The sequence below is a fragment of the Erwinia sp. 1181_3 genome, from assembly GCF_052824965.1.
In genome coordinates, this window is record NZ_VTDE01000012.1 from 16,068 (window position 1) to 34,433 (window position 18,366).

General features: G+C 57.0%; 20 protein-coding genes. 17 read left to right on the top strand and 3 right to left on the bottom strand.

What is annotated here, in order from left to right; translation table 11 throughout:
• The first annotated feature begins 2 nt into the window (after positions 1-2).
• The 16 genes from FY046_RS20355 to pqqF all read left to right on the top strand — a co-directional run bounded on the left by FY046_RS20355 (position 3) and on the right by pqqF (position 14,028).
• Positions 3-1,052, top strand: coding sequence for a phage tail-collar fiber domain-containing protein (locus tag FY046_RS20355; protein WP_446186429.1), 1,050 nt, complete (start codon positions 3-5; stop codon positions 1,050-1,052).
• Positions 1,053-1,292: 240 nt separating this feature from the next.
• Positions 1,293-2,462 carry a phage tail sheath protein gene (locus FY046_RS20360; RefSeq protein ID WP_159336832.1) on the top strand — a complete coding sequence of 390 codons (1,170 nt, stop codon included), beginning with the start codon at positions 1,293-1,295 and terminating at the stop codon, positions 2,460-2,462.
• Between the two features lie 12 nt (positions 2,463-2,474).
• Complete coding sequence (locus FY046_RS20365; RefSeq protein WP_133842461.1) at positions 2,475-2,984, top strand: phage major tail tube protein; 510 nt, start codon at positions 2,475-2,477, stop codon at positions 2,982-2,984.
• Positions 2,985-3,152: 168 nt separating this feature from the next.
• Complete coding sequence (locus tag FY046_RS20370; RefSeq protein WP_133842460.1) at positions 3,153-3,449, top strand: phage tail assembly protein; 297 nt, start codon at positions 3,153-3,155, stop codon at positions 3,447-3,449.
• A gap of 14 nt (positions 3,450-3,463) precedes the next feature.
• Positions 3,464-3,586: a GpE family phage tail protein gene (locus tag FY046_RS20375; RefSeq protein WP_339456875.1), complete on the top strand. Its 123-nt coding sequence runs from the start codon at positions 3,464-3,466 to the stop codon at positions 3,584-3,586.
• 2 nt (positions 3,587-3,588) lie between these two features.
• The gene (locus FY046_RS20380; protein ID WP_446186430.1) at positions 3,589-5,073 is read left to right on the top strand and encodes a phage tail tape measure protein; all 1,485 of its coding nucleotides are present in this window, start codon (positions 3,589-3,591) and stop codon (positions 5,071-5,073) included.
• A gap of 6 nt (positions 5,074-5,079) precedes the next feature.
• On the top strand, positions 5,080-5,550 hold the full coding sequence (locus FY046_RS20385) for a phage tail protein (protein WP_446186431.1): 471 nt from the start codon (positions 5,080-5,082) through the stop codon (positions 5,548-5,550).
• Positions 5,550-6,623, top strand: coding sequence for a contractile injection system protein, VgrG/Pvc8 family (locus FY046_RS20390; RefSeq protein ID WP_446186450.1), 1,074 nt, complete (start codon positions 5,550-5,552; stop codon positions 6,621-6,623). The genes FY046_RS20385 and FY046_RS20390 overlap by 1 nt, the downstream gene beginning before the upstream one ends.
• Before the next feature lie 102 nt (positions 6,624-6,725).
• Positions 6,726-6,944, top strand: coding sequence for an ogr/Delta-like zinc finger family protein (locus FY046_RS20395; protein WP_133842455.1), 219 nt, complete (start codon positions 6,726-6,728; stop codon positions 6,942-6,944).
• Positions 6,945-7,043: 99 nt separating this feature from the next.
• On the top strand, positions 7,044-8,078 hold the full coding sequence (locus FY046_RS20400; RefSeq protein ID WP_133842454.1) for a dipeptidase: 1,035 nt from the start codon (positions 7,044-7,046) through the stop codon (positions 8,076-8,078).
• 180 nt (positions 8,079-8,258) lie between these two features.
• Positions 8,259-8,330, top strand: coding sequence for a pyrroloquinoline quinone precursor peptide PqqA (gene pqqA / locus FY046_RS20405; protein WP_072166356.1), 72 nt, complete (start codon positions 8,259-8,261; stop codon positions 8,328-8,330).
• A gap of 233 nt (positions 8,331-8,563) precedes the next feature.
• Complete coding sequence (gene pqqB, locus FY046_RS20410; RefSeq protein WP_133842453.1) at positions 8,564-9,475, top strand: pyrroloquinoline quinone biosynthesis protein PqqB; 912 nt, start codon at positions 8,564-8,566, stop codon at positions 9,473-9,475.
• Positions 9,472-10,227, top strand: coding sequence for a pyrroloquinoline-quinone synthase PqqC (gene pqqC / locus FY046_RS20415; protein WP_133842452.1), 756 nt, complete (start codon positions 9,472-9,474; stop codon positions 10,225-10,227). The genes pqqB and pqqC overlap by 4 nt, the downstream gene beginning before the upstream one ends.
• 20 nt (positions 10,228-10,247) lie before the next feature.
• A complete protein-coding gene (pqqD, locus tag FY046_RS20420; RefSeq protein ID WP_238337039.1) occupies positions 10,248-10,505 on the top strand; it encodes a pyrroloquinoline quinone biosynthesis peptide chaperone PqqD in 258 nt (85 codons plus the stop codon).
• Positions 10,492-11,640: a pyrroloquinoline quinone biosynthesis protein PqqE gene (gene pqqE, locus FY046_RS20425; RefSeq protein WP_133842450.1), complete on the top strand. Its 1,149-nt coding sequence runs from the start codon at positions 10,492-10,494 to the stop codon at positions 11,638-11,640. The genes pqqD and pqqE overlap by 14 nt, the downstream gene beginning before the upstream one ends.
• A 3-nt stretch (positions 11,641-11,643) precedes the next feature.
• Complete coding sequence (gene pqqF / locus FY046_RS20430) at positions 11,644-14,028, top strand: pyrroloquinoline quinone biosynthesis protein PqqF (protein ID WP_171149257.1); 2,385 nt, start codon at positions 11,644-11,646, stop codon at positions 14,026-14,028.
• A 3-nt stretch (positions 14,029-14,031) separates the two neighbouring features.
• Here pqqF and FY046_RS20435 read toward each other — a convergent pair whose 3' ends face one another.
• Together FY046_RS20435 and FY046_RS20440 are read right to left on the bottom strand one after the other, a co-directional pair.
• Entirely contained in the window at positions 14,032-14,616 is a 585-nt protein-coding gene (locus FY046_RS20435; protein ID WP_446186432.1) for a TetR/AcrR family transcriptional regulator, read from the bottom strand.
• An 84-nt stretch (positions 14,617-14,700) separates the two neighbouring features.
• A complete protein-coding gene (locus FY046_RS20440) occupies positions 14,701-15,741 on the bottom strand; it encodes an aldo/keto reductase (RefSeq protein ID WP_133842443.1) in 1,041 nt (346 codons plus the stop codon).
• Between the two features lie 179 nt (positions 15,742-15,920).
• On the opposite strand from FY046_RS20440, the gene FY046_RS20445 reads away from it, so the two are divergent.
• Complete coding sequence (locus FY046_RS20445) at positions 15,921-16,922, top strand: NADP-dependent oxidoreductase (protein WP_133842442.1); 1,002 nt, start codon at positions 15,921-15,923, stop codon at positions 16,920-16,922.
• A gap of 44 nt (positions 16,923-16,966) precedes the next feature.
• Here FY046_RS20445 and yjjJ read toward each other — a convergent pair whose 3' ends face one another.
• Entirely contained in the window at positions 16,967-18,271 is a 1,305-nt protein-coding gene (gene yjjJ / locus FY046_RS20450; RefSeq protein ID WP_446186433.1) for a type II toxin-antitoxin system HipA family toxin YjjJ, read from the bottom strand.
• Positions 18,272-18,366: the final 95 nt, after the last annotated feature.

The window sequence follows — 18,366 nt, forward strand, 5'->3', positions numbered from 1 at the left end:
AAATGGCTGTAAAATATAAGTCTGTCGTAACAACGGCAGGGCAGGCACGCATCGCCGCTGCGATGCAGGGCGGTACTCAGGTTGATATCAAAACCATGGTCGTGGGGGATGGCAACGGCCAGCCCACCACACCGAGCTCCAGCCAGACGACGCTGGTCCATGAGGTATATCGCAAGGCGGTTAACTCGGTCAAAGTCGATAAGACGCACAAAAATTGGCTGGTGACGGAGGTGATCATCCCTGCCAGCGCAGGTGGTTTCTGGATGCGTGAGCTGGGGCTGCTGGCGGGAGACGGTACGCTGCTGGCGGTGTGTAATATGGCGGAAACCTATAAGCCTGCGCTGGAAGAGGGGTCTGGCCGTACGCAAACTCTGCGCATGGTGATCGCCGTTAGCGGGAGCGAGGCGATAGCGCTGACGCTGGATGACAGCCTGGTGTTCGCGACAGAAGAGTATGTGAATCAGCAGGTTGCTGCACGAAATGTTGTTGATGAGATTTATCCTGTCGGCATCGTCACCTGGTTTGCGCAGAATAAAAACCCGAACACCCTGTTCCCCAATACGACCTGGAACTCTATCGGTGAGAATAAAACTATCCGGTTAGCGAAAGCGGACGGCAGTGATGTTTTCACCAGCGGTGGGGCGGATGCGGTCAGTCTTTCTGTGGCAAATTTACCTGCGCATGGTCATACGTTTTCGGGAAATACCAGTACGTTTGATTATGGTAGTAAAACCACCAGTAATTATGATTATGGGACAAAATCAACTAACTCTACAGGTGCGCACAGTCATAGTATTTCAGGTAAGCATGGAAGCTACGTTGGCCCTAACAACTATGTTATGGATGGTGCTCGAGGGGGTGATTATTCGGTTAATACTTCGACAACTGGGGAGCATCTCCATACCGTCGCGATTGGTGCTCACGTGCACACCGTCGCTATTGGCGCACATACCCACACCGTTTCCGGCACCACTGCAAATACCGGATCTGGTACGGCCATGGATATTACTAACAGTTTTATTAAACTGATGGGCTGGTATCGCAGCGCGTAATCTCTTACCTAAAACGTGTTATTTCAATACGGCTCCCCTGCTGGCAACTCAGGGGAGCCTTTTTATTGGTTCCATGCGTGTAAAAGCAGATCTTTATTTATTTTCTTATCCATATAACTTTATGTTTTTAAATGACTTTTAAATTCCACGTTGTCCCTTACTCCCCACAACGCCCATCGCATGCCTGCATATTAAATTCTTGTCATCATGACCTCACCCCAACAACGGAGTGCAATAAAGATGGCTAATTATCACCACGGCGTCCGCGTCGTAGAAGTGAATGACGGAACCCGCAGTATCTCAACGGTTTCCACTTCCATTGTCGGCATGATCTGTACCGCAGAAGATGCCGATGCCACCACCTTCCCGCTGAATACCGCGGTGTTGATCACCGATGTACTGGCCGCCGTGGGCAAAGCCGGTACCAAAGGTACGCTGGCACAGTCGCTGCGTGCCATTGCTGACCAGAGCAAACCGGTCACCGTGGTCGTTCGTGTCGCGGAAGGTCAAGACGCTGCCGAAACCACCAGCAATATCATCGGCGGCAGCGATGCCAACGGCCGCTATACCGGTATGAAAGCCCTGCTCAGTGCGCAGACCGATCTCGGCGTTAAGCCGCGCATCCTCGGTGTACCGGGCCATGACTCTCTTGAGGTGTCTACCGCACTGGCAGCGGTTTGCCAGCAGCTGCGCGCCTTCGGCTATATCTCGGCGTATGGCTGCAAAACCATTACCGAGGCGATCGCTTACCGCGAGAACTTCAGCCAGCGTGAGCTGATGGTGATATGGCCGGACTTTGTGGCCTGGAACACCACGACCAGCGCGGCAGATACCGCTTATGCCACCGCACGTGCGCTGGGCCTGCGCGCCAAAATCGACAACGACACCGGCTGGCATAAAACCCTGTCCAACGTTGGCGTTAACGGCGTAACGGGCGTCTCCGCCTCGGTATTCTGGGACCTGCAACAGGAAGGGACCGATGCCGATCTGCTGAACGAAGCCTGCGTCACCACGCTCATCCGCAAAGACGGTTTCCGCTTCTGGGGCAACCGCACCTGTAGCGATGACCCGCTGTTTGCCTTTGAAAACTACACCCGCTCGGCGCAGGTGATTGCTGACACGATGGCCGATGCGCACATGTGGGCCAACGATAAACCGCTGTCACCGACGCTGGTGCGCGACATTATCGCCGGTATCAATGCCAAATTCCGCGAGCTGATTAACGCCGGGTATTTACTGGGCGCCAACTGCTGGTACGACGAAAGCGCCAACACCCAGGAAACCCTGAAGGCGGGCAAACTGTTTATCGACTACGACTACACCCCGGTGCCGCCGCTGGAAGATATGACGCTGCGCCAGCGCATTACTGACAGCTATCTGGCGAACTTTGCCGCTTCCGTCAACAGCTAAGGAGACACTCTTATGGCACTGCCAAAAAAACTGAAATACCTGAATTTGTTTAACGATGCCAACAGCTACCAGGGTGTGGTGACCTCGCTGACGCTGCCAAAACTGGCACGCAAACTCGACCCGTATCGCGGCGGCGGTATGAACGGCGTGGCGCACATTGATAACGGTCTGGAAGACGATGCGCTGGATCTGGAATGGACCATTGCCGGGCTGGATGACCGCATTCTCAGCCAGTGGGGGGGAGCAACGGTGCCGCTGCGTTTTATGGGCTCTTATCAGCGTGACGACACCGATGAGACGGTGGCGGTTGAAGTAGAGCTGCGCGGTAAGCACCAGCAGTTCGACTTCGGTGAGAGCAAGCAGGGTGAAGAGAGTGAAACCAAAATCACCACCAAATGCACTTACTACAAGCTGACCTGGAACGGTAAGGCGCTGATCGAAATTGACACCATCAACATGGTTGAGATCGTGAACGGCGTCGATCGTCTGGCGCAGCACCGTCAGAACATCGGTCTGGCGTAATCCGCAGGGGTCGGGCATGCCCGACCCGCATTGGCCAACCCACAGGGGTCGGGCATACCCGCTCCACATTGGTTAACCCGCAGGGGGTGGGCCTGCCCGCCCCACATCGGCAATTCGTAGGGGTTGGGCATGCCCGACCCGCATTCTCTCTAAACGTAAGGAAAGTCCATGCAACAGCAAGACAACCTGGTCACCCTGGTGACCCCCATTGCCCGTGGTGAAACCCTGATTACCAGCGTAGAGGTGACCAAACCCAACGCCGGTGCACTGCGCGGAACCCGGCTGGTGGATCTGGCCGGATCGGACGTTGAGGCACTGATCACCGTGCTGCCACGCATCACCCTGCCGAACCTGACCAAATCAGAATGCCTGAATCTGGACCCGGTTGATCTGATCGAACTCGGTGGCAGGGTGATCGGTTTTTTATCCGCGAAGCCGGACACGTCCGCTGGCCCGACGACCTGACGGTGGATGATCTGATGGCCGACATTGCGACCATTTTTCACTGGCCGCCATCAGAAATGAACCCCATGTCGCTGGCGGAACTGATCGACTGGCGGCATAAGGCGATCGTGCGCAGCGGCATGCAGAGTGGAGAATAGCGATGAGTATTAATCTTGGTCTGGATGGCCTGCGTAAAGCGGTGATCCGGTCGAATTTGTTCCTCAATGACCTGCCGGGGGAGACCAAATCCCTCGGTAATGCGATGTTTCAGCAGCGTATAGCCCTGAAGGCGGCCACGTTAAGTGATGAGGTCAACCAGCGCCATCGTAAAGAGGGGCTGAAGCTGAGTGAGGAGCGGTTGCAGCAGATCGCCCGTCAGCGGACAGACGAACGGCGTCAGCAGGCCAGCGAGCGGCGGCAGACGCTAAGTCAGGGTATGGATAATGTCGGCCAGCGCTATCAGGCCGGGCAGGCAGTAGTGGACAAAGTCAGCAGCGTCAGCAGCCGGGCAATGGGCGTTGCCTCCTTTGGTGCAAAGCTGCTGAAACCGGGCTATGAGCAGGCGACTGCCGGTACTGCAGCGGTGAGTGCAGCGTCAGGAGCCGCTGTAGCACCACAGGCTGATAATCTGGCAGGGGATATCGGCCAGCTTAATGCGGTGATCGACAGCATCAGCCTGACAGTGTTTACCCAACTGGACGGTACGCTGCGTTCCCTGACGCAGACCGCCACCGGGCTGTTAACCGGCGTTGATCAATGGATCCAGGACAACCCTACGCTGGCAGGCGGGATCACCCAACTGGTGGCGGGGGGCGGGCTGCTGATTGCCGCACTCGGCGGGATCGGTTCCGTGGTGGTGCCGGTACTCAGTGGCCTGAATCTGTTGATGGCGGGTACCGGGATCCTGAGTGGCGTGTTTACCTTTGCTGGTGGGGCGATTGTTGCTGCGCTGGGGGCGATCACTGCGCCGATAGGGATTGTGATTGCTGCGATTGCTGGTGCAGCGATGGCGGTTTATTACTATTGGGAGCCGATCAGTGCCTTCTTTGCTGGCCTGGTGAAAGGGATGAGTGAGACCCTGGGTCCCATCACTGAGATGTTTACCCCGGTCGGACCGCTCTTTGACAACGTCAGCAGCCTACTTAAAGGAATGTACGATGCTTTCTGGAAGCTCCTGGAGCCGGTTACTCTGACAGGGGAGACTCTGAACAAAGTCGGATTCGTCGGCGAAGTGGTGGGGAAGGTGCTGGCGTCTGCTTTCATTCTGCCGACAAAAATCCTTAACTCGCTAACCAGTGGCGTGGTGTGGATGCTGGAAAAACTCGGGGTCATCGATAAAAAATCGTCCGATGCCAAAGTCTCGCTGAATGACGATCCGTCTGCACAACGTCCCTCGGTCGCTCTGGGGGGCGCAGACTTTGCTGCGCCGGATACTCCCGCACCTGTCGCCTTTGGCGGTGCCCGCTATCAACCCCTCACGGTGGCCAGCACCAGTAACAGCCAGCAGAGCACCTTTAACAGCAGCTATGTGATCAACACCCATGACGGCATGAGCCAGGCTGATGTGCTGGCGATTATGGAAAAAAACAGACAGCAGGAACAGTTTAACGCCGACTTGAAACAGCGCAGCAGCGTGTGGAGGTAATAAACCATGATGATGATTTTAGGCATGATGGTCTTTGAACGGCGAACACTGCCCTATCAGACAATGAAGCAAACCAGTGATTATCGCTGGGCCAGCGGCAGCCGCATTGGCACGCGTCAGTCACAGCAGTTTCTCGGCGTGGGGGATGAGACGATTACGCTGTCAGGTGAATTGCGTCCGGAAATCACCGGAGGAGTGGCTTCACTCTTCGCGTTGAATATCATGGCAACGCAAGGACGTGCCTGGCCTTTATTGAGTGGCAACGGCATCCCCTACGGGATGTTTGTGATTACCAGTGTGAACGGCACGCACAGCGATCTCCTTCAGAACGGTACTGCACGTAAAATTAGCTTCGATATCACGCTTAAGCGCGTGGACCCATCGCTGTTAGAGATGTTCGGTGACCTGAAACAGCAGGCGGAAGATGTGATCAATAAGGTGGGTAATAACGCCTCTAAACTGCTGGAGAGCCTGTGATGGATGCCATAAATATTGGTGCACAGATGGGGCCCGATTATCAGATAAAACTCGATGATATTGATATCACCAGCAACTTCCGATCCCGTTTAATGGGCATGACAATCACGGATAAACGCGGCATGGAGCTGGATACTTTCACAATGGAGCTTGATGACAGCGATGGAAAAATCATCCTGCCGCAGCGGGGGAGTATATTGCAGATCTCTATCGGCTGGCAGGGGATGGCGCTTTTTGATAAAGGGAAATTCATTATTCAAACAGTCACTCATACAGGCTCCCCTGACAAGCTTGCCTTGAGCGGGTTTAGTGCTGACTTGAGCGATGTCCTGAAAGAGAACCGATCGGAATCCTATGACCGGATGACGCTGGGCGAGATTGTAAAGCGTATCGCCGAACGCAATAAGCTGGGAGCGTCATTGCCCAACAATTTGGCGACACCCCATATCGAACATCTCGATCAGACCAATGAAAACGATCTCCAGTTTCTTGCCCGGCTGGCGGTGTCTTACGGCGCGGTGGCGACAATCAAAAATGGCAAAGTCTTGTTGCTGATACCGGGTAAGGGAACAACGGCGAAAGGTGACCCTTTACCCGAAGCCACTATTCGTCGCCGCGATGGAGATGCGCATTCATTCTCATATACAGGGGATATGAACAATATCGGAGTGAAGGCGCGTTGGTTGCGTCTGGACAAAGCCAACTCTGGACGGGTATTAGTCAGGGCAGAGTTAGACCCGCCAGGTACTATTTTTGAGACAGCCGGATCGCGTTACCTTGAGCTGGGAACCTTGTTTACCACCGAAGAGGAGGCAGTAAATGCGGCAACAGCGGAATGGAAAAAGAATCAGAGAATGAGTGCGACGCTAAGTTTTGGGCTGGCAATGGGGAGACCAGAGTTGACCCCGGAAATGCTGATAGAGGTTTCCGGGTTCAAGGAATTGATTGATAAGCACAAATGGATTATATCCACTGTGGCTCATACGATTAATTCTGGAGGAGGGTTTACGTCAAAAGTAGAACTCGAGATTGTGTTGAAGGACTCTGTGGTGGCGAAAAAGGAACTGGATTAATTCTCAAAAAGTGAAAAAACCACTTTATGATTCACTTAAAGTGAATATAATTAGTTTTATTCACACAATGTGAGTTTAACTAATGACCATTGGAGGTCAACCATGATGCCATGCCCGATTTGCCAACATAACAGCCATGCCCGTTCCAGCCGTATTCTCAGCAGCGAAACCAAGGAGCGTTATCACCAGTGCCAGAACCTCAACTGTAGCTGCACCTTCAAATCGATGGAGAGTATCACCGGGATTGTTGCCCGCCCGCTGGAGGCCACGCCGCCGCCTGTGGCGCCGGTGAAAACCCGCACCAGCCGTCTTGGAAGTTAACCGCCAGCGGCGGGTTCGCGCCCGCCCTGGTTTTGCATTCCCCTGTTCCGCCTAATCTGCGCTATCATCATCTGTCTTCCTGACATCGCTGGCGCCCCCATGACACACACTTCTCCGACTCCCATCTTTGACGGCCATAACGATCTACTGCTGCACCTGTGGCTGCATCATCCTGAAAACCCGGTTGCGGCGTTTCTGCATCAGCGTCTGAGCGGGCATCTCGACCTGGCGCGGATGCGTGAGGGCGGTTTTGCGGGTGGGCTGTTTGCCGTCTTTGTGCCACCCGCTGACTACGTGGCGAAATTTCCCACGCGCCAGGCGGAGGTGCATGATCCGCTGGCGATCACCGAACAGCAGATGGCGATTTTGCAGCAGCTGGAAGCACAGTCGGCAGGCCAGGCAAAAATCTGCCGCAGCGTCAGCGAGATTGAACACTGTATCGCCAGCGGCGTGCTGGCGATGGTGATGCATATTGAAGGGGCGGAAGCGCTGGATGATGACTTAAGCCAGTTGGATCGCTGGCAGCAGGCCGGATTGCGCAGCATCGGGCCGTTCTGGAATCTGCCTAACCGTTTTGGCGTGGGCATTAACGGCAGCTTCCCTGGCTCGCCGGATACCGGAGCAGGGCTGACTGACGCCGGAGAGCGGTTGATCCGGGCCTGCAACCAGCGTGGGCTGATGATCGATCTGTCGCATATGAACGAAAAAGCCTTCTGGCAAACGGCGCGGCTGAGTACAGCACCGCTGGTCGCCAGCCATTCTAACGTGCACGCCTTATGCCCTCAGCCACGTAATCTGACGGATGCTCAGCTGGGCGCGATTGCCGACAGCGACGGACTGGTCGGGCTGAATTTCGGTACCTCTTTTCTGCGTAGCGATGGCAAACGTGACGGCGATATGCCGCTCAGCGTCATGGTGCAGCATCTGGATTACCTGCTGGAGAAACTGGGGGAAGATCGTGTTGCCTTCGGTTCTGATTTCGACGGTATCAACCTGGCCGATGATCTGGGTGACGTTACCGGGCTGCCCCGTCTGCTGGCCGCACTGCGTCAGTCGGGCTATGACGATGCGCTGCTGAACAAGCTGTGTCGCGCTAACTGGCTGCGGGTCTTGCGAAAAACCTGGAAAGAATAACGCCTGATTTTTGAACCAAATAGTTCAAAACAGCATAAACCGTGCAGATTTTAGGGTTGATATCGATTTATCATAGGCGCAACATCTGTGCCGCCAAATTCCTGTAATTTGACAACATGCCGATTACTCTACGAAACTGGAGTATATCGCCTGTTTTTTAAACACCTTGAGGATATTACTATGTGGACTAAACCGACCTTTATCGATATGCGTCTGGGCTTAGAAGTTACCTTATACATCTCAAACCGCTAATTAGCCGTCATACTTCAAGCTGCAACTGCGTTGGCTGCGTGTGCTCACCCCGGTCACTTACCTGAGTAAGCTCCCGAGGATTCTCACACTTGCCGCCTTGCTGCAACTCGAATTATTTAGGCTAATGCCTGGTCATCATACTTTGAGCTGCAACTGTAACTCGAACGATTCAGGCAAGTAATGTGGATGCCTGCGCTGTAGCAGGCATTTTTATTCCTTCTCCCGGTTTACCCATGAAAATCAAAGTCCTCGGCTCTGCGGCAGGCGGCGGTTTCCCGCAGTGGAACTGTCATTGTCCCAACTGCCAGGGTGTCCGTGACGGTAGCGTTCCGGCCACCGCACGTACCCAATCCTCGATTGCGGTCAGTGATAACGGCACCGACTGGGTGCTGTGTAATGCCTCGCCTGATATCTGCCACCAGATTGCGGCCAACCCTGAGCTGCATAAACAGGGCGTATTGCGCGGTACGGCGATCGGCTCGATTATCCTTACCGACAGCCAGATCGATCACTGCACCGGCTTGCTGAACCTGCGTGAAGGCTGCCCGCATTCCGTGTGGTGTACCCCGGAAGTGCATGCGGATCTGACCAGTGGCTTTCCGATCTTTACCATGCTGAAGCACTGGAACGGTGGATTAGTGCATCACGCCATCCAGCCCGCGGAACCCTTTTCCGTGGCCGTCTGCCCGGCACTGCGTTTTACCGCGATTCCGATCCTCAGCAATGCGCCGCCGTATTCGCCGTATCGCGGACGACCGCTGCCCGGCCACAATATTGCGCTGATGATTGAAAACACCACCACTGGCAGCAAACTGCTGTATGCGCCAGGCCTGGGTGAACCGGATGCTGCGCTGCTGGCGTTGATGGCGCAGGCCGACTGCCTGCTGATCGACGGCACGCTGTGGCAGGACAACGAGCTGGCCACCACCGGCGTCGGGCGTAATACCGGCCGTGATATGGGCCATCTGGCGCTGGGCGAAGAGCAGGGGCTGATGGCGGTACTCAGCGAGCTGCCTGCGCAGCGTAAAATCCTGATCCATATTAACAACACCAACCCGATCCTTGATGAGTCCTCCGCTGAGCGCCAGGCGCTGACCCGGCGAGGCATTGAGGTCAGTTATGACGGCATGAGTATTGAACTATGACCAATCCGACGTTGATGACCCCGCAACAGTTTGAGCAGGCGCTGCGCGATCGCGGCGCTTATTACCATATCCATCACCCGTTCCATATCGCCATGCATAACGGTGAAGCAACGCGTGAGCAGATCCAGGGCTGGGTAGCGAACCGCTTTTACTACCAGACCAGCATTCCGCTGAAAGATGCGGCGATTATGGCGAACTGCCCGGACCCGCTGACCCGCCGTAAATGGGTGCAGCGCATCCTCGATCATGATGGTCAGGGTGACAGCGATGGCGGCATCGAAGCCTGGCTGCGTCTCGGTGAGGCGGTCGGTCTTGATCGCGATGTACTGCTGTCTGAGCAGATGGTGTTGCCGGGCGTGCGCTTTGCCGTGGATGCCTACGTCAGCTTTGCCCGCCGTGCAGTGTGGCAGGAAGCCGCCTGTAGCTCACTGACCGAACTCTTTGCCCCACAGATCCACCAGTCGCGCCTGGATAGCTGGCCGCAGCACTACACCTGGATTGAAGAAGAGGGTTACGGTTATTTCCGTGGTCGTCTCAGCCAGGCACGCCGCGACGTGGAGCATGGTCTGCAACTGGCGCTGGAATACTGCGACACCGTGGAAAAACAGCAACGTATGCTGGAAATCCTGCAGTTCAAACTCGATATTCTGTGGAGCATGCTGGACGCCATGACCATGGCTTACGCCCTTAACCGCCCGCCATACCACACGGTGACGGATCAGCCGGTCTGGCATAAAGGAAAACTGCTGTGATTAATGAACAAACGACCCCGATGTTCCGCCGTGGTTACCGCCTGCAGTGGGAAGAAGTGCAGGGCTGCCATGTGATCCTCTACCCGGAAGGCATGGCAAAACTGAACGACAGCGCCACGATGATCCTCGAGCTGGTGGATGGGCAACGTACGCTGGCAGAGATTATCCAGGCGCTGAACACCCGTTTCCCGGAAGCGGGCGGCGTGGATGATGATGTGAAAGATTTCTTCGCCGCCGCGCGTGAACAGAAGTGGATTATTTTCCGTGAACCCGCTTAATCCTGCTGTAAAACCGCCGCTGTGGCTGCTGGCCGAGCTGACCTATCGCTGCCCGTTGCAGTGCCCGTACTGCTCTAACCCGCTGGACTTTGCGCAGCAGGAAAAAGAGCTGAGTACCGCGCAGTGGATCGAGGTATTTAAACAGGCACGGGCGATGGGCGCAGTGCAGATCGGCTTCTCCGGCGGGGAACCGCTGGTGCGTAAAGATCTGCCCGAGTTGATCAAAGCCGCCCGCGATCTGGGTTTTTACACCAACCTGATCACCTCCGGGATTGGCCTGACGCAGAAGAAGATCGATGCCTTTGCCGAAGCCGGGCTGGATCATATTCAGATCAGCTTCCAGGCCAGCGATGAAGTGCTGAATGCGGCGCTGGCCGGATCGAAGAAAGCCTTCCAGCAGAAGCTGGAGATGGCGCGTGCGGTGAAAGCGCACGGCTATCCGATGGTGCTGAACTTTGTGCTGCATCGCCACAATATTGACCAGATCGACCGGATTATCGAACTCTGCATCGAGCTGGAAGCGGATGACGTAGAACTGGCAACTTGTCAGTTCTACGGCTGGGCGCAGCTCAACCGTGAAGGGCTGCTGCCCACGCGTGACCAGATTGAGCGGGCGGAAGCCGTGGTGCACCGCTATCGCGAGAAAATGGCCGCCAGCGATAACCTCGCGAACCTGCTGTTCGTCACGCCTGATTATTACGAAGAACGTCCAAAAGGCTGCATGGGCGGCTGGGGAGCGATCTTCCTCAGTGTGACGCCAGAAGGCATGGCGTTGCCGTGCCACAGTGCGCGTCAGCTGCCGGTTCAGTTCCCGTCGGTGCTGGAGCAGAGCCTTGAGGATATCTGGTTTAACTCGTTTGGTTTTAACCGCTATCGCGGCTTTGACTGGATGCCGGAACCCTGCCGCTCCTGCTCGGAAAAAGAGAAGGACTTTGGTGGATGCCGCTGCCAGGCGTTTATGTTGACGGGCGATGCGGATAATGCCGACCCGGTGTGCAGCAAATCAGCGCATCACCATATGATCCTGGAAGCGCGTGAACAGGCCAACTGCACCAATATTCAGGTCAGCCAGCTGCAGTTCCGCAACCGCGCTAACTCTGAGCGGGTGAATGCTCAGCTGATCTTCAAGGTCTGACGCATGCAGCATCAACAGCGGCGCTTGCACAACGGTTTACGGGTTGAGTTGATCTCAGACCCGCAAGCCACGCGTGCCGCCGCGTTGATGCAGGTGGATGTGGGAAGCCATCATGAACCGGATGCCTGGCCGGGGTTGGCACATCTGCTTGAGCATCTGCTGTTTGCCGGCAGCCAGAGGTTTCAGGATGACCAAAGGTTAATGGCCTGGCTGCCCGCCCGAGGAGGGCGGCTGAATGCCACCACGCTCGGCAGCAGCACCGCGTACTTTTTCGAGTGCGGCCCCGAACAACTGGCCGATGCGCTGCCCCGCCTGACGGATATGCTGGTGGCACCGCTGTTGTCTGCCACCGCCATCCGCCAGGAAGTCGCGACCATTGATGCCGAATGCCGCCTGCTGGCTGACCATCAGGACACCTTGTGTGATGCGGCGCTGAGTGCCGCCTTTGCTGCCCATCAGTGGCAGCGCTTCCAGACGGGCAATGCGGCGGTTTTTGGTAACGACACAACCGAGTTGCGTGCGGCGCTGCAACAGTTCCATCAGCGCTATTACCATGCGGATACCGTGACGCTGTGGCTGCAGGGACCGCAGCCGATAGAAGCGCTGTTGCAGTTGGCCCAACAGGCCGCCGACGCTTTCCCGGTGGGCGCAGTCATGCCGCCCGAACTGCCCGCGTTAGTGCCTGCTGCTCAGCACGATATTGCCCTGCAACTGAACGGTGCACCGCGGCTGCGCCTCTCTTTTCTGCTTGATCAGCGGATCGACGGCGGGCTGGTGTTGCTGCGCCAGCTTCTGCTGGATGAAGCGCCGGGCAGTCTGATGGCCATGCTGCGTGAGCAGGCGCTGTGCGACGGTGCCCGCCTGCTGCTGCCGTATCGCAGCGCACAGCAGACGGTGATCACCCTTGAACTGCTACTGGTGGAGGCCGGGGATGCCGACCGGGCTGAAGCGCGGGTGCATCACTGGCTGGCACAGCTGACTCGACTGACGCCAACGCAGCGTGCTCATTATGCGCAGTTGTCCAGCCGCCATTTTGCACAGTTGTCCGTGATGGATCAGCTGCGTGAAAGTGCCTTTGGTTTTGCCCCGGCCCGCACCGGGGGCGACGACGGCGCAGCACTGTTCGCACGGCTTTCCGCCGCGCCCTTATCGCGGCTATCGATTACTGATAGCGCCCCATTGGCACAGCGCGATGTGCAGGGGTGGACGCTGGCCTGCCAGCCGGGAAGGCGTCCGGCGGTGCAGCCGGATGCAGCGGGTGAGGCGTTCGTGTTCTTTCCACAGCCACAGGCGTCTGCCTCCCCCGCGCTGCCTGCACGTCAGGTGTCGCTGCCCCATCATCGCCGTGATGAAACGCCCGCCGTGCTGCTACTCAGCCCTGAAGGCGACCTGCCTGCACACTGGGGGCTGGTCATGCAGGCCCGTCTGCGGGCGCTGGCGGCGGGCTGCGTTCATCGCGGGGGCGAGCTGGCGATCACTTGTCCGCAGGGGCGCTGGCTGATCCAGTTACAGGGAGAATCTGCGCTGATGGTCAACACGCTGGCATCGCTCAACGCACTGCTGGCGGATATCCCGCCTGCGGCGGTCGCACGCGGTGAGCGTGAGTTTCTGCGCCAGCGGCAGGCGCTGCACGATGATATTGCCGTGCGGGCGCTATTGGGTGCACTGCCGGAACGGTTGCAGATGCTGCACGCCCCCGCAGGCGATCGGACGCCGCTCAATCTCCCCTGGCGGGCGCTGCTGGAGGGCGGCGACCGCGAGCTGCATCAACAGCTGGCCTGCCTGCTGAGTGCCTTTCCGGCGCTGATCAATCCTGCGGTGAGTGCGCTGCCGCAACCCTTGCCCCCTCAGTCCGAATACCGGGTGGCGACCCGCAGCCCGGAGGCCGCACTGCTGCGCTTCTGCCCGCTGGTGGAAGAGAGTACGGCGTGCCTGGCCGCCTGGCAGCTGCTGGCGATGATTTATCAGCCGCTGTTTTTCCAGCGCCTGCGCGTGGAACAGAACATTGGCTATGTGGTGAGTTGTCGTTTCTATCAGGCAGCGGGGCAGGCAGGCATCCTGTTTGCGCTGCAATCCCCGTATCTCACCAAGGCAGAGCTGGCGGCGCGCATTGACCACTTCCTGGTGCAGATGAATAGCGAGCTGGCAGCGCTCAGCGCAGAGGCGCTGTGGGAAACCTGCCAGATAGTGCTGGCGGAACAGCAGCAGGTGCCCGCCGGGCTGCTTGAGGCCAGCCGCTATCGCTGGCTGCGGGCGCAGCAGATCACGCCTCAGCCTGATATCAATGACCTGCGGGCGCTGACGCCTGACAGCGTACTGGCGTTCCATCAGCGCCTGCTGGCCGACGGTCAGCAGGCCTTGTATCTGGTTAACCATTCCCTTTTCTGATCGCTATTCCTTCTCTGCCAGCAACGCTGTTTTTGCGGCCGTCAGGAATTCATCGGACAGGCTGTCCCCGGACGTGGCGCGTGCCAGCGTCAGTGCGCCGATAAGCAGGGAAAACTGCATCAGCGCATGCTGACGGCGCTGCGCGTCATCTTCCACATCCGAAAGCGACTCCAGCATTTCCAGCATCCCTTTCACGCCGTCGAGATACACTTCGCGCACAGGTTTATCCGCGCTTTCCCTGGCGACATCACTGGCTAATGCCGTAATGGCACAGCCATCCTGTACGCCATCCCGATGAGCGGGAGAGAGATAGTGCTCGACCAGCGTATGCAGCATCTGTTGGCTGGATTGCTGACCGATCGCCTGCCAGCGCGCCCCGGAATCGTCAAACGCTTTGCGGCTGGCGATGGCGGCCAGCTCATCTTTGGAATCAAAGTGGCCGTAAAAACCGCCGTGCGTTAACCCGGCGGCGGCCATCAAATCATTGACGCTGACGCCGTTTAATCCCCGCTCACGGAAGAGCTGCGAAGAGACCTTGATAATCTCCTCGCGGTTACGCTCCATCTGCTGTTTAGATACACGGGCCATCGTCTGCTCCTGTTGTTTGAGGGCATCATCTTAGGGGATGTGTCTCGCACCATCAATAGATGATGCCCTTCATCAATAACTCACTCAGGCCCGCGGCCAGGCTTTGACAAACTCACCGCCGCCTTGTGCTCTCGGCAGGGTGCTGGCAATCTGATCGTGTGGCGTGCCTGCTGAAATGGCGCTGACGGCATCCAGTCGGGCAATCTGAGCGTTATCTAACCTCACTTCCAGCGCCTGTAATGTGTCGTTTAACTGCGCCAGATTACGGGAACCGAGGATGGGGATCAGGCTGGTACTGGAACGCGCGGCTTTGTCTTGCAGCCACGCGATGGCCACTTGAAGTGGCAGGACATTCAGCTCCCCGGCGACGGCAAAAACGGTATCCAGCAGCGTGGTGTCCTGTTCGGTATGCACCAGCCGCCCGCCGAATCCGGTGAGGCGTCCTTCGTTACTTTGACGGTATTTTCCTGTGAGCAGACCGCCGCCAAGGGGTGACCAGAGTGTCGCTGCCAGCCCAAGTGCTTCAGCCATTGGCAGCAGCTCTCGCTCGGCGGTGCGCTGCACCAGGCTGTATTCCACCTGAATGCCGGCAATGCGCGACCAGCCGCGCAGTTCAGCGATTGTGTCTGCCCGGGCAATGCGCCAGGCGGGGAAATTGGACAATCCGGCGTACTGGATCTTACCTGCGCGCACCAGATCGTCGAACGCACGCACGATCTCCTCGAGTGGGGTGAGCTGGTCGTCAAAATGTGCCCACAGCAGATCAATACGATCTGTTTTCAGTCGCTTAAGGCTGTTTTCGACCGACTGGATCATATTTTTACGACTGTTGCCGGTACGCGAGATGCCCGGCTCTGGTGAGGCGCTTAAGCTGTATTTTGTGGCGACAACGAAGCGGTCGCGCTCTGCGGCGATAAACTCCCCGACTATCTCCTCAGACTGCCCAAACTGGTAAGCGTCTGCGGTATCAATAAAGTTTCCACCGGCTTCGACGTAGCGGTCAAAGACCTGTTTTGCTTCTTCTCTTTCTGAACCGTAACCCCAGCCAGTGCCGAAGTTTCCGGTGCCCAGTGCCAGTGCAGAAACGCGTAAACCGCTGTTACGACCAAACGTGGTGTAGTTCATGCTATTGCCCTCGTGGGTTTTAAATGTTGTTTGACATTTATTATATATGTCATACATCATCTAAAAACACAATGATGATAACCATCATCTATAAAACCCACAAAAGAGAGCAAACGATGAACACGATCTCCGTCGTTCTGATCACGGTTGCCCCATTCGACATCGAGGTCTGAACAGTGATGAAAGCCTTTATTATTGAGGGTTACGGCAGCAAAAACGGCGGGCGCATCGCTGATAGACCTGAACCCGAATTGCGGGCGGATGACGTGCTGATCCGGGTGCAGGCAACCAGTGTGAATCTGCTGGATGCCAAAATTCGCAAAGGCGAGTTCAGGCTGATCCTGCCGTATAAACTGCCATTGATTTTGGGTAACGACGTGGCGGGCGTGGTGGTGAGTGTCGGGCCTGAGGTGACCCGATTTCGTTCTGGCGACCCGGTTTATGCGCGGCCTGCCCAGCAGCGAATTGGTACCTTTGCGCAGTATATTGCGGTTAACGAGCACGATCTGGCGTTAATACCTGGCAATCTCAGCATGGAAGAAGCGGCCTCCCTCCCGCTGGTCAGCCTGACGGCCTGGCAGGTGCTGGTGGAGACCGCAAAACTGAAAAAAGGGCAGAAGGTGTTGATTCATGCCGGTTCCGGCGGCGTGGGCACCATTGCCATCCAGCTTGCCAAACATCTTGGCGCTTTCGTTGCCACCACCACCAGCACAGCCAATGTGGCATGGGTGAAAGCGCTGGGGGCTGATGTGGTTATCGACTATAAAACGCAGGATTTTGCCACCCTTCTTCATGACTACGATGTGGTGCTGAACAGCCTGGGCGGTGATGTGCTGGCAAAATCGCTGCAGGTGCTGAAACCTGGCGGCCAGCTGATTTCCATCTCCGGCCCGCCAACCCCGGCATTTGCCACGGAACAGGGGCTCTCCTGGGGGCTGAAGCAGGTGATGCGCCTGCTGAGTTTCCGCATCCGGAAGCAGGCTAAACGGCGCGGCATCCGCTATTCGTTTGTCTTTATGCGCGCCAGCGGGGCGCAACTCAGTGAGATTAGCGCACTGGTGGAGGCCGGGGTGATTAAGCCAGTGGTGGACCGGGTATTTCCCTTCGCCGAGATCAAAGAGGCGCTGGCCTATGTTGAGACCGGGCGAGCGAAAGGGAAGGTGGTGGTGCGGGTGGAGTAGGTTGATCGGAAAAATGAACCGCCCAATAACGTTGAACCCGCCTCTTATCCCAGGCGGGCGATACGCGATCTGGCCTCGTCAAGATGATTGCGTAATGATTCAAGGCAGGGGGTGAAACTGGCAGAAAAGCGATGGCAGCTGCTGGCTATAGCAAAAAAGTTCTCCGCCAGATCCAGTGCTTCCCGCCAGATATCTCCGCTAATCACTTCCGATAGTGACGCGGGTCGGAGCTCGTTCACGATTGCGCCACTCGCTTTGGGTGCGAACCCCATAGGCAGAACGTCATAGGCTGGTGCGAGGTGATATGGGCGACCATGGTGACTGATGAACGACAGGTTTCCGTGGTGCATATCGGTATTGCCAATCAGGACCCCGAATGCCCAAAGCCGTGCGGTGTCAACGGCGGCATCAGCATGGACATGGCCTTCCGTAATCAGGCTATTGACCAGCGCTGGCCATGAAGCCCTGGCATTACCGACAAACTCTGCATCCAGTGCCCGCAGCGAGAAGACGCCGACACGGCCCATTTGGCCAATGCGATCGAATCGGGGGATCTCGAGGAAGCGCTGTCCAGCAAAATCAAATACCTCTGTTTTAACACCCAGCACCTTTAGCGCCAGGTGTTCGGCCAGCAGGAGGTCGCGCCAGCGTTCGCTAACCGGGTTGTCATCCGGGGCCGAGAATTTCACTAACACATGGCCACGTTCTGTATAGGTGCAGAATTTCGGCTGTTCACCACCCGCAGATGATCCTGGCGCCTCACCCGCAGCCGCCGCCACGGCCAGCTCGGGGTAGGTTGTGTCGCGATCAACGGGGTGGGGTTCTGGCATCTCCAGGAAACGCTCCCGTGCCTGCTCCCCTATCAGCAGGTTGCCGATCGCATCATGACCCTGTGCGAGCAACGCCCTGACCACATCCGCGTCTGACCATTGCTCTGGGTTCGCCGCCAGGCCCAGCCCGACCGCGTGCGTCGATGCCCAGGCTCGCCCGAGATATCCTTGCGGTCGCATGTCAAACAGCCACCACGGCAGCCCGTCGCTATGGAGGCTCACATTGTCGGTTTGCACCATGACAAACCCGTCAGGGCGAACCGGAATCAGCTCGCCAAGAGGCTGAACGCGCCCTTCATCGGTGATGCGGTAAACAGGTGCAGACCTGAATCTGCGCCAGGTATCGCGCAGGGCATATTGAATAGAGGGACCCGCCCCGAATCGAACAAGATCGTCACCAAGCTGCCTCAATGCACGGGACAGTGTTGGCTGGCTAATTTTCATTTTTTCAATCAGTTGCCGTGCTTGCATTGGCCCCTGACTGAGCAACTGGCGTATCGTGTCGAAGCGATCAGGCATAATGTTGAATCACTGAGTGAATAGATAAGTGAATAGATAAATGAATAGGTATCCTATCAATTAATATGTCACTCGTCACCTCCCCGTTGGGGGAG

What these genes read in the sequence shown, in the direction of transcription:
- FY046_RS20355 (WP_446186429.1), top strand. Translation starts at nt 3, where the DNA reads ATGGCTGTAAAATATAAGTCTGTCGTAACAACGGCAGGGCAGGCACGC.
- FY046_RS20360 (WP_159336832.1), top strand. Translation starts at nt 1,293, where the DNA reads ATGGCTAATTATCACCACGGCGTCCGCGTCGTAGAAGTGAATGACGGA.
- FY046_RS20365 (WP_133842461.1), top strand. Translation starts at nt 2,475, where the DNA reads ATGGCACTGCCAAAAAAACTGAAATACCTGAATTTGTTTAACGATGCC.
- FY046_RS20370 (WP_133842460.1), top strand. Translation starts at nt 3,153, where the DNA reads ATGCAACAGCAAGACAACCTGGTCACCCTGGTGACCCCCATTGCCCGT.
- FY046_RS20375 (WP_339456875.1), top strand. Translation starts at nt 3,464, where the DNA reads ATGGCCGACATTGCGACCATTTTTCACTGGCCGCCATCAGAAATGAAC.
- FY046_RS20380 (WP_446186430.1), top strand. Translation starts at nt 3,589, where the DNA reads ATGAGTATTAATCTTGGTCTGGATGGCCTGCGTAAAGCGGTGATCCGG.
- FY046_RS20385 (WP_446186431.1), top strand. Translation starts at nt 5,080, where the DNA reads ATGATGATGATTTTAGGCATGATGGTCTTTGAACGGCGAACACTGCCC.
- FY046_RS20390 (WP_446186450.1), top strand. Translation starts at nt 5,550, where the DNA reads ATGGATGCCATAAATATTGGTGCACAGATGGGGCCCGATTATCAGATA.
- FY046_RS20395 (WP_133842455.1), top strand. Translation starts at nt 6,726, where the DNA reads ATGATGCCATGCCCGATTTGCCAACATAACAGCCATGCCCGTTCCAGC.
- FY046_RS20400 (WP_133842454.1), top strand. Translation starts at nt 7,044, where the DNA reads ATGACACACACTTCTCCGACTCCCATCTTTGACGGCCATAACGATCTA.
- pqqB (WP_133842453.1), top strand. Translation starts at nt 8,564, where the DNA reads ATGAAAATCAAAGTCCTCGGCTCTGCGGCAGGCGGCGGTTTCCCGCAG.
- pqqC (WP_133842452.1), top strand. Translation starts at nt 9,472, where the DNA reads ATGACCAATCCGACGTTGATGACCCCGCAACAGTTTGAGCAGGCGCTG.
- pqqD (WP_238337039.1), top strand. Translation starts at nt 10,248, where the DNA reads ATGTTCCGCCGTGGTTACCGCCTGCAGTGGGAAGAAGTGCAGGGCTGC.
- pqqF (WP_171149257.1), top strand. Translation starts at nt 11,644, where the DNA reads ATGCAGCATCAACAGCGGCGCTTGCACAACGGTTTACGGGTTGAGTTG.
- FY046_RS20435 (WP_446186432.1), bottom strand. Translation starts at nt 14,616, where the DNA reads ATGGCCCGTGTATCTAAACAGCAGATGGAGCGTAACCGCGAGGAGATT.
- FY046_RS20440 (WP_133842443.1), bottom strand. Translation starts at nt 15,741, where the DNA reads ATGAACTACACCACGTTTGGTCGTAACAGCGGTTTACGCGTTTCTGCA.
- FY046_RS20445 (WP_133842442.1), top strand. Translation starts at nt 15,921, where the DNA reads ATGAAAGCCTTTATTATTGAGGGTTACGGCAGCAAAAACGGCGGGCGC.
- yjjJ (WP_446186433.1), bottom strand. Translation starts at nt 18,271, where the DNA reads ATGCCTGATCGCTTCGACACGATACGCCAGTTGCTCAGTCAGGGGCCA.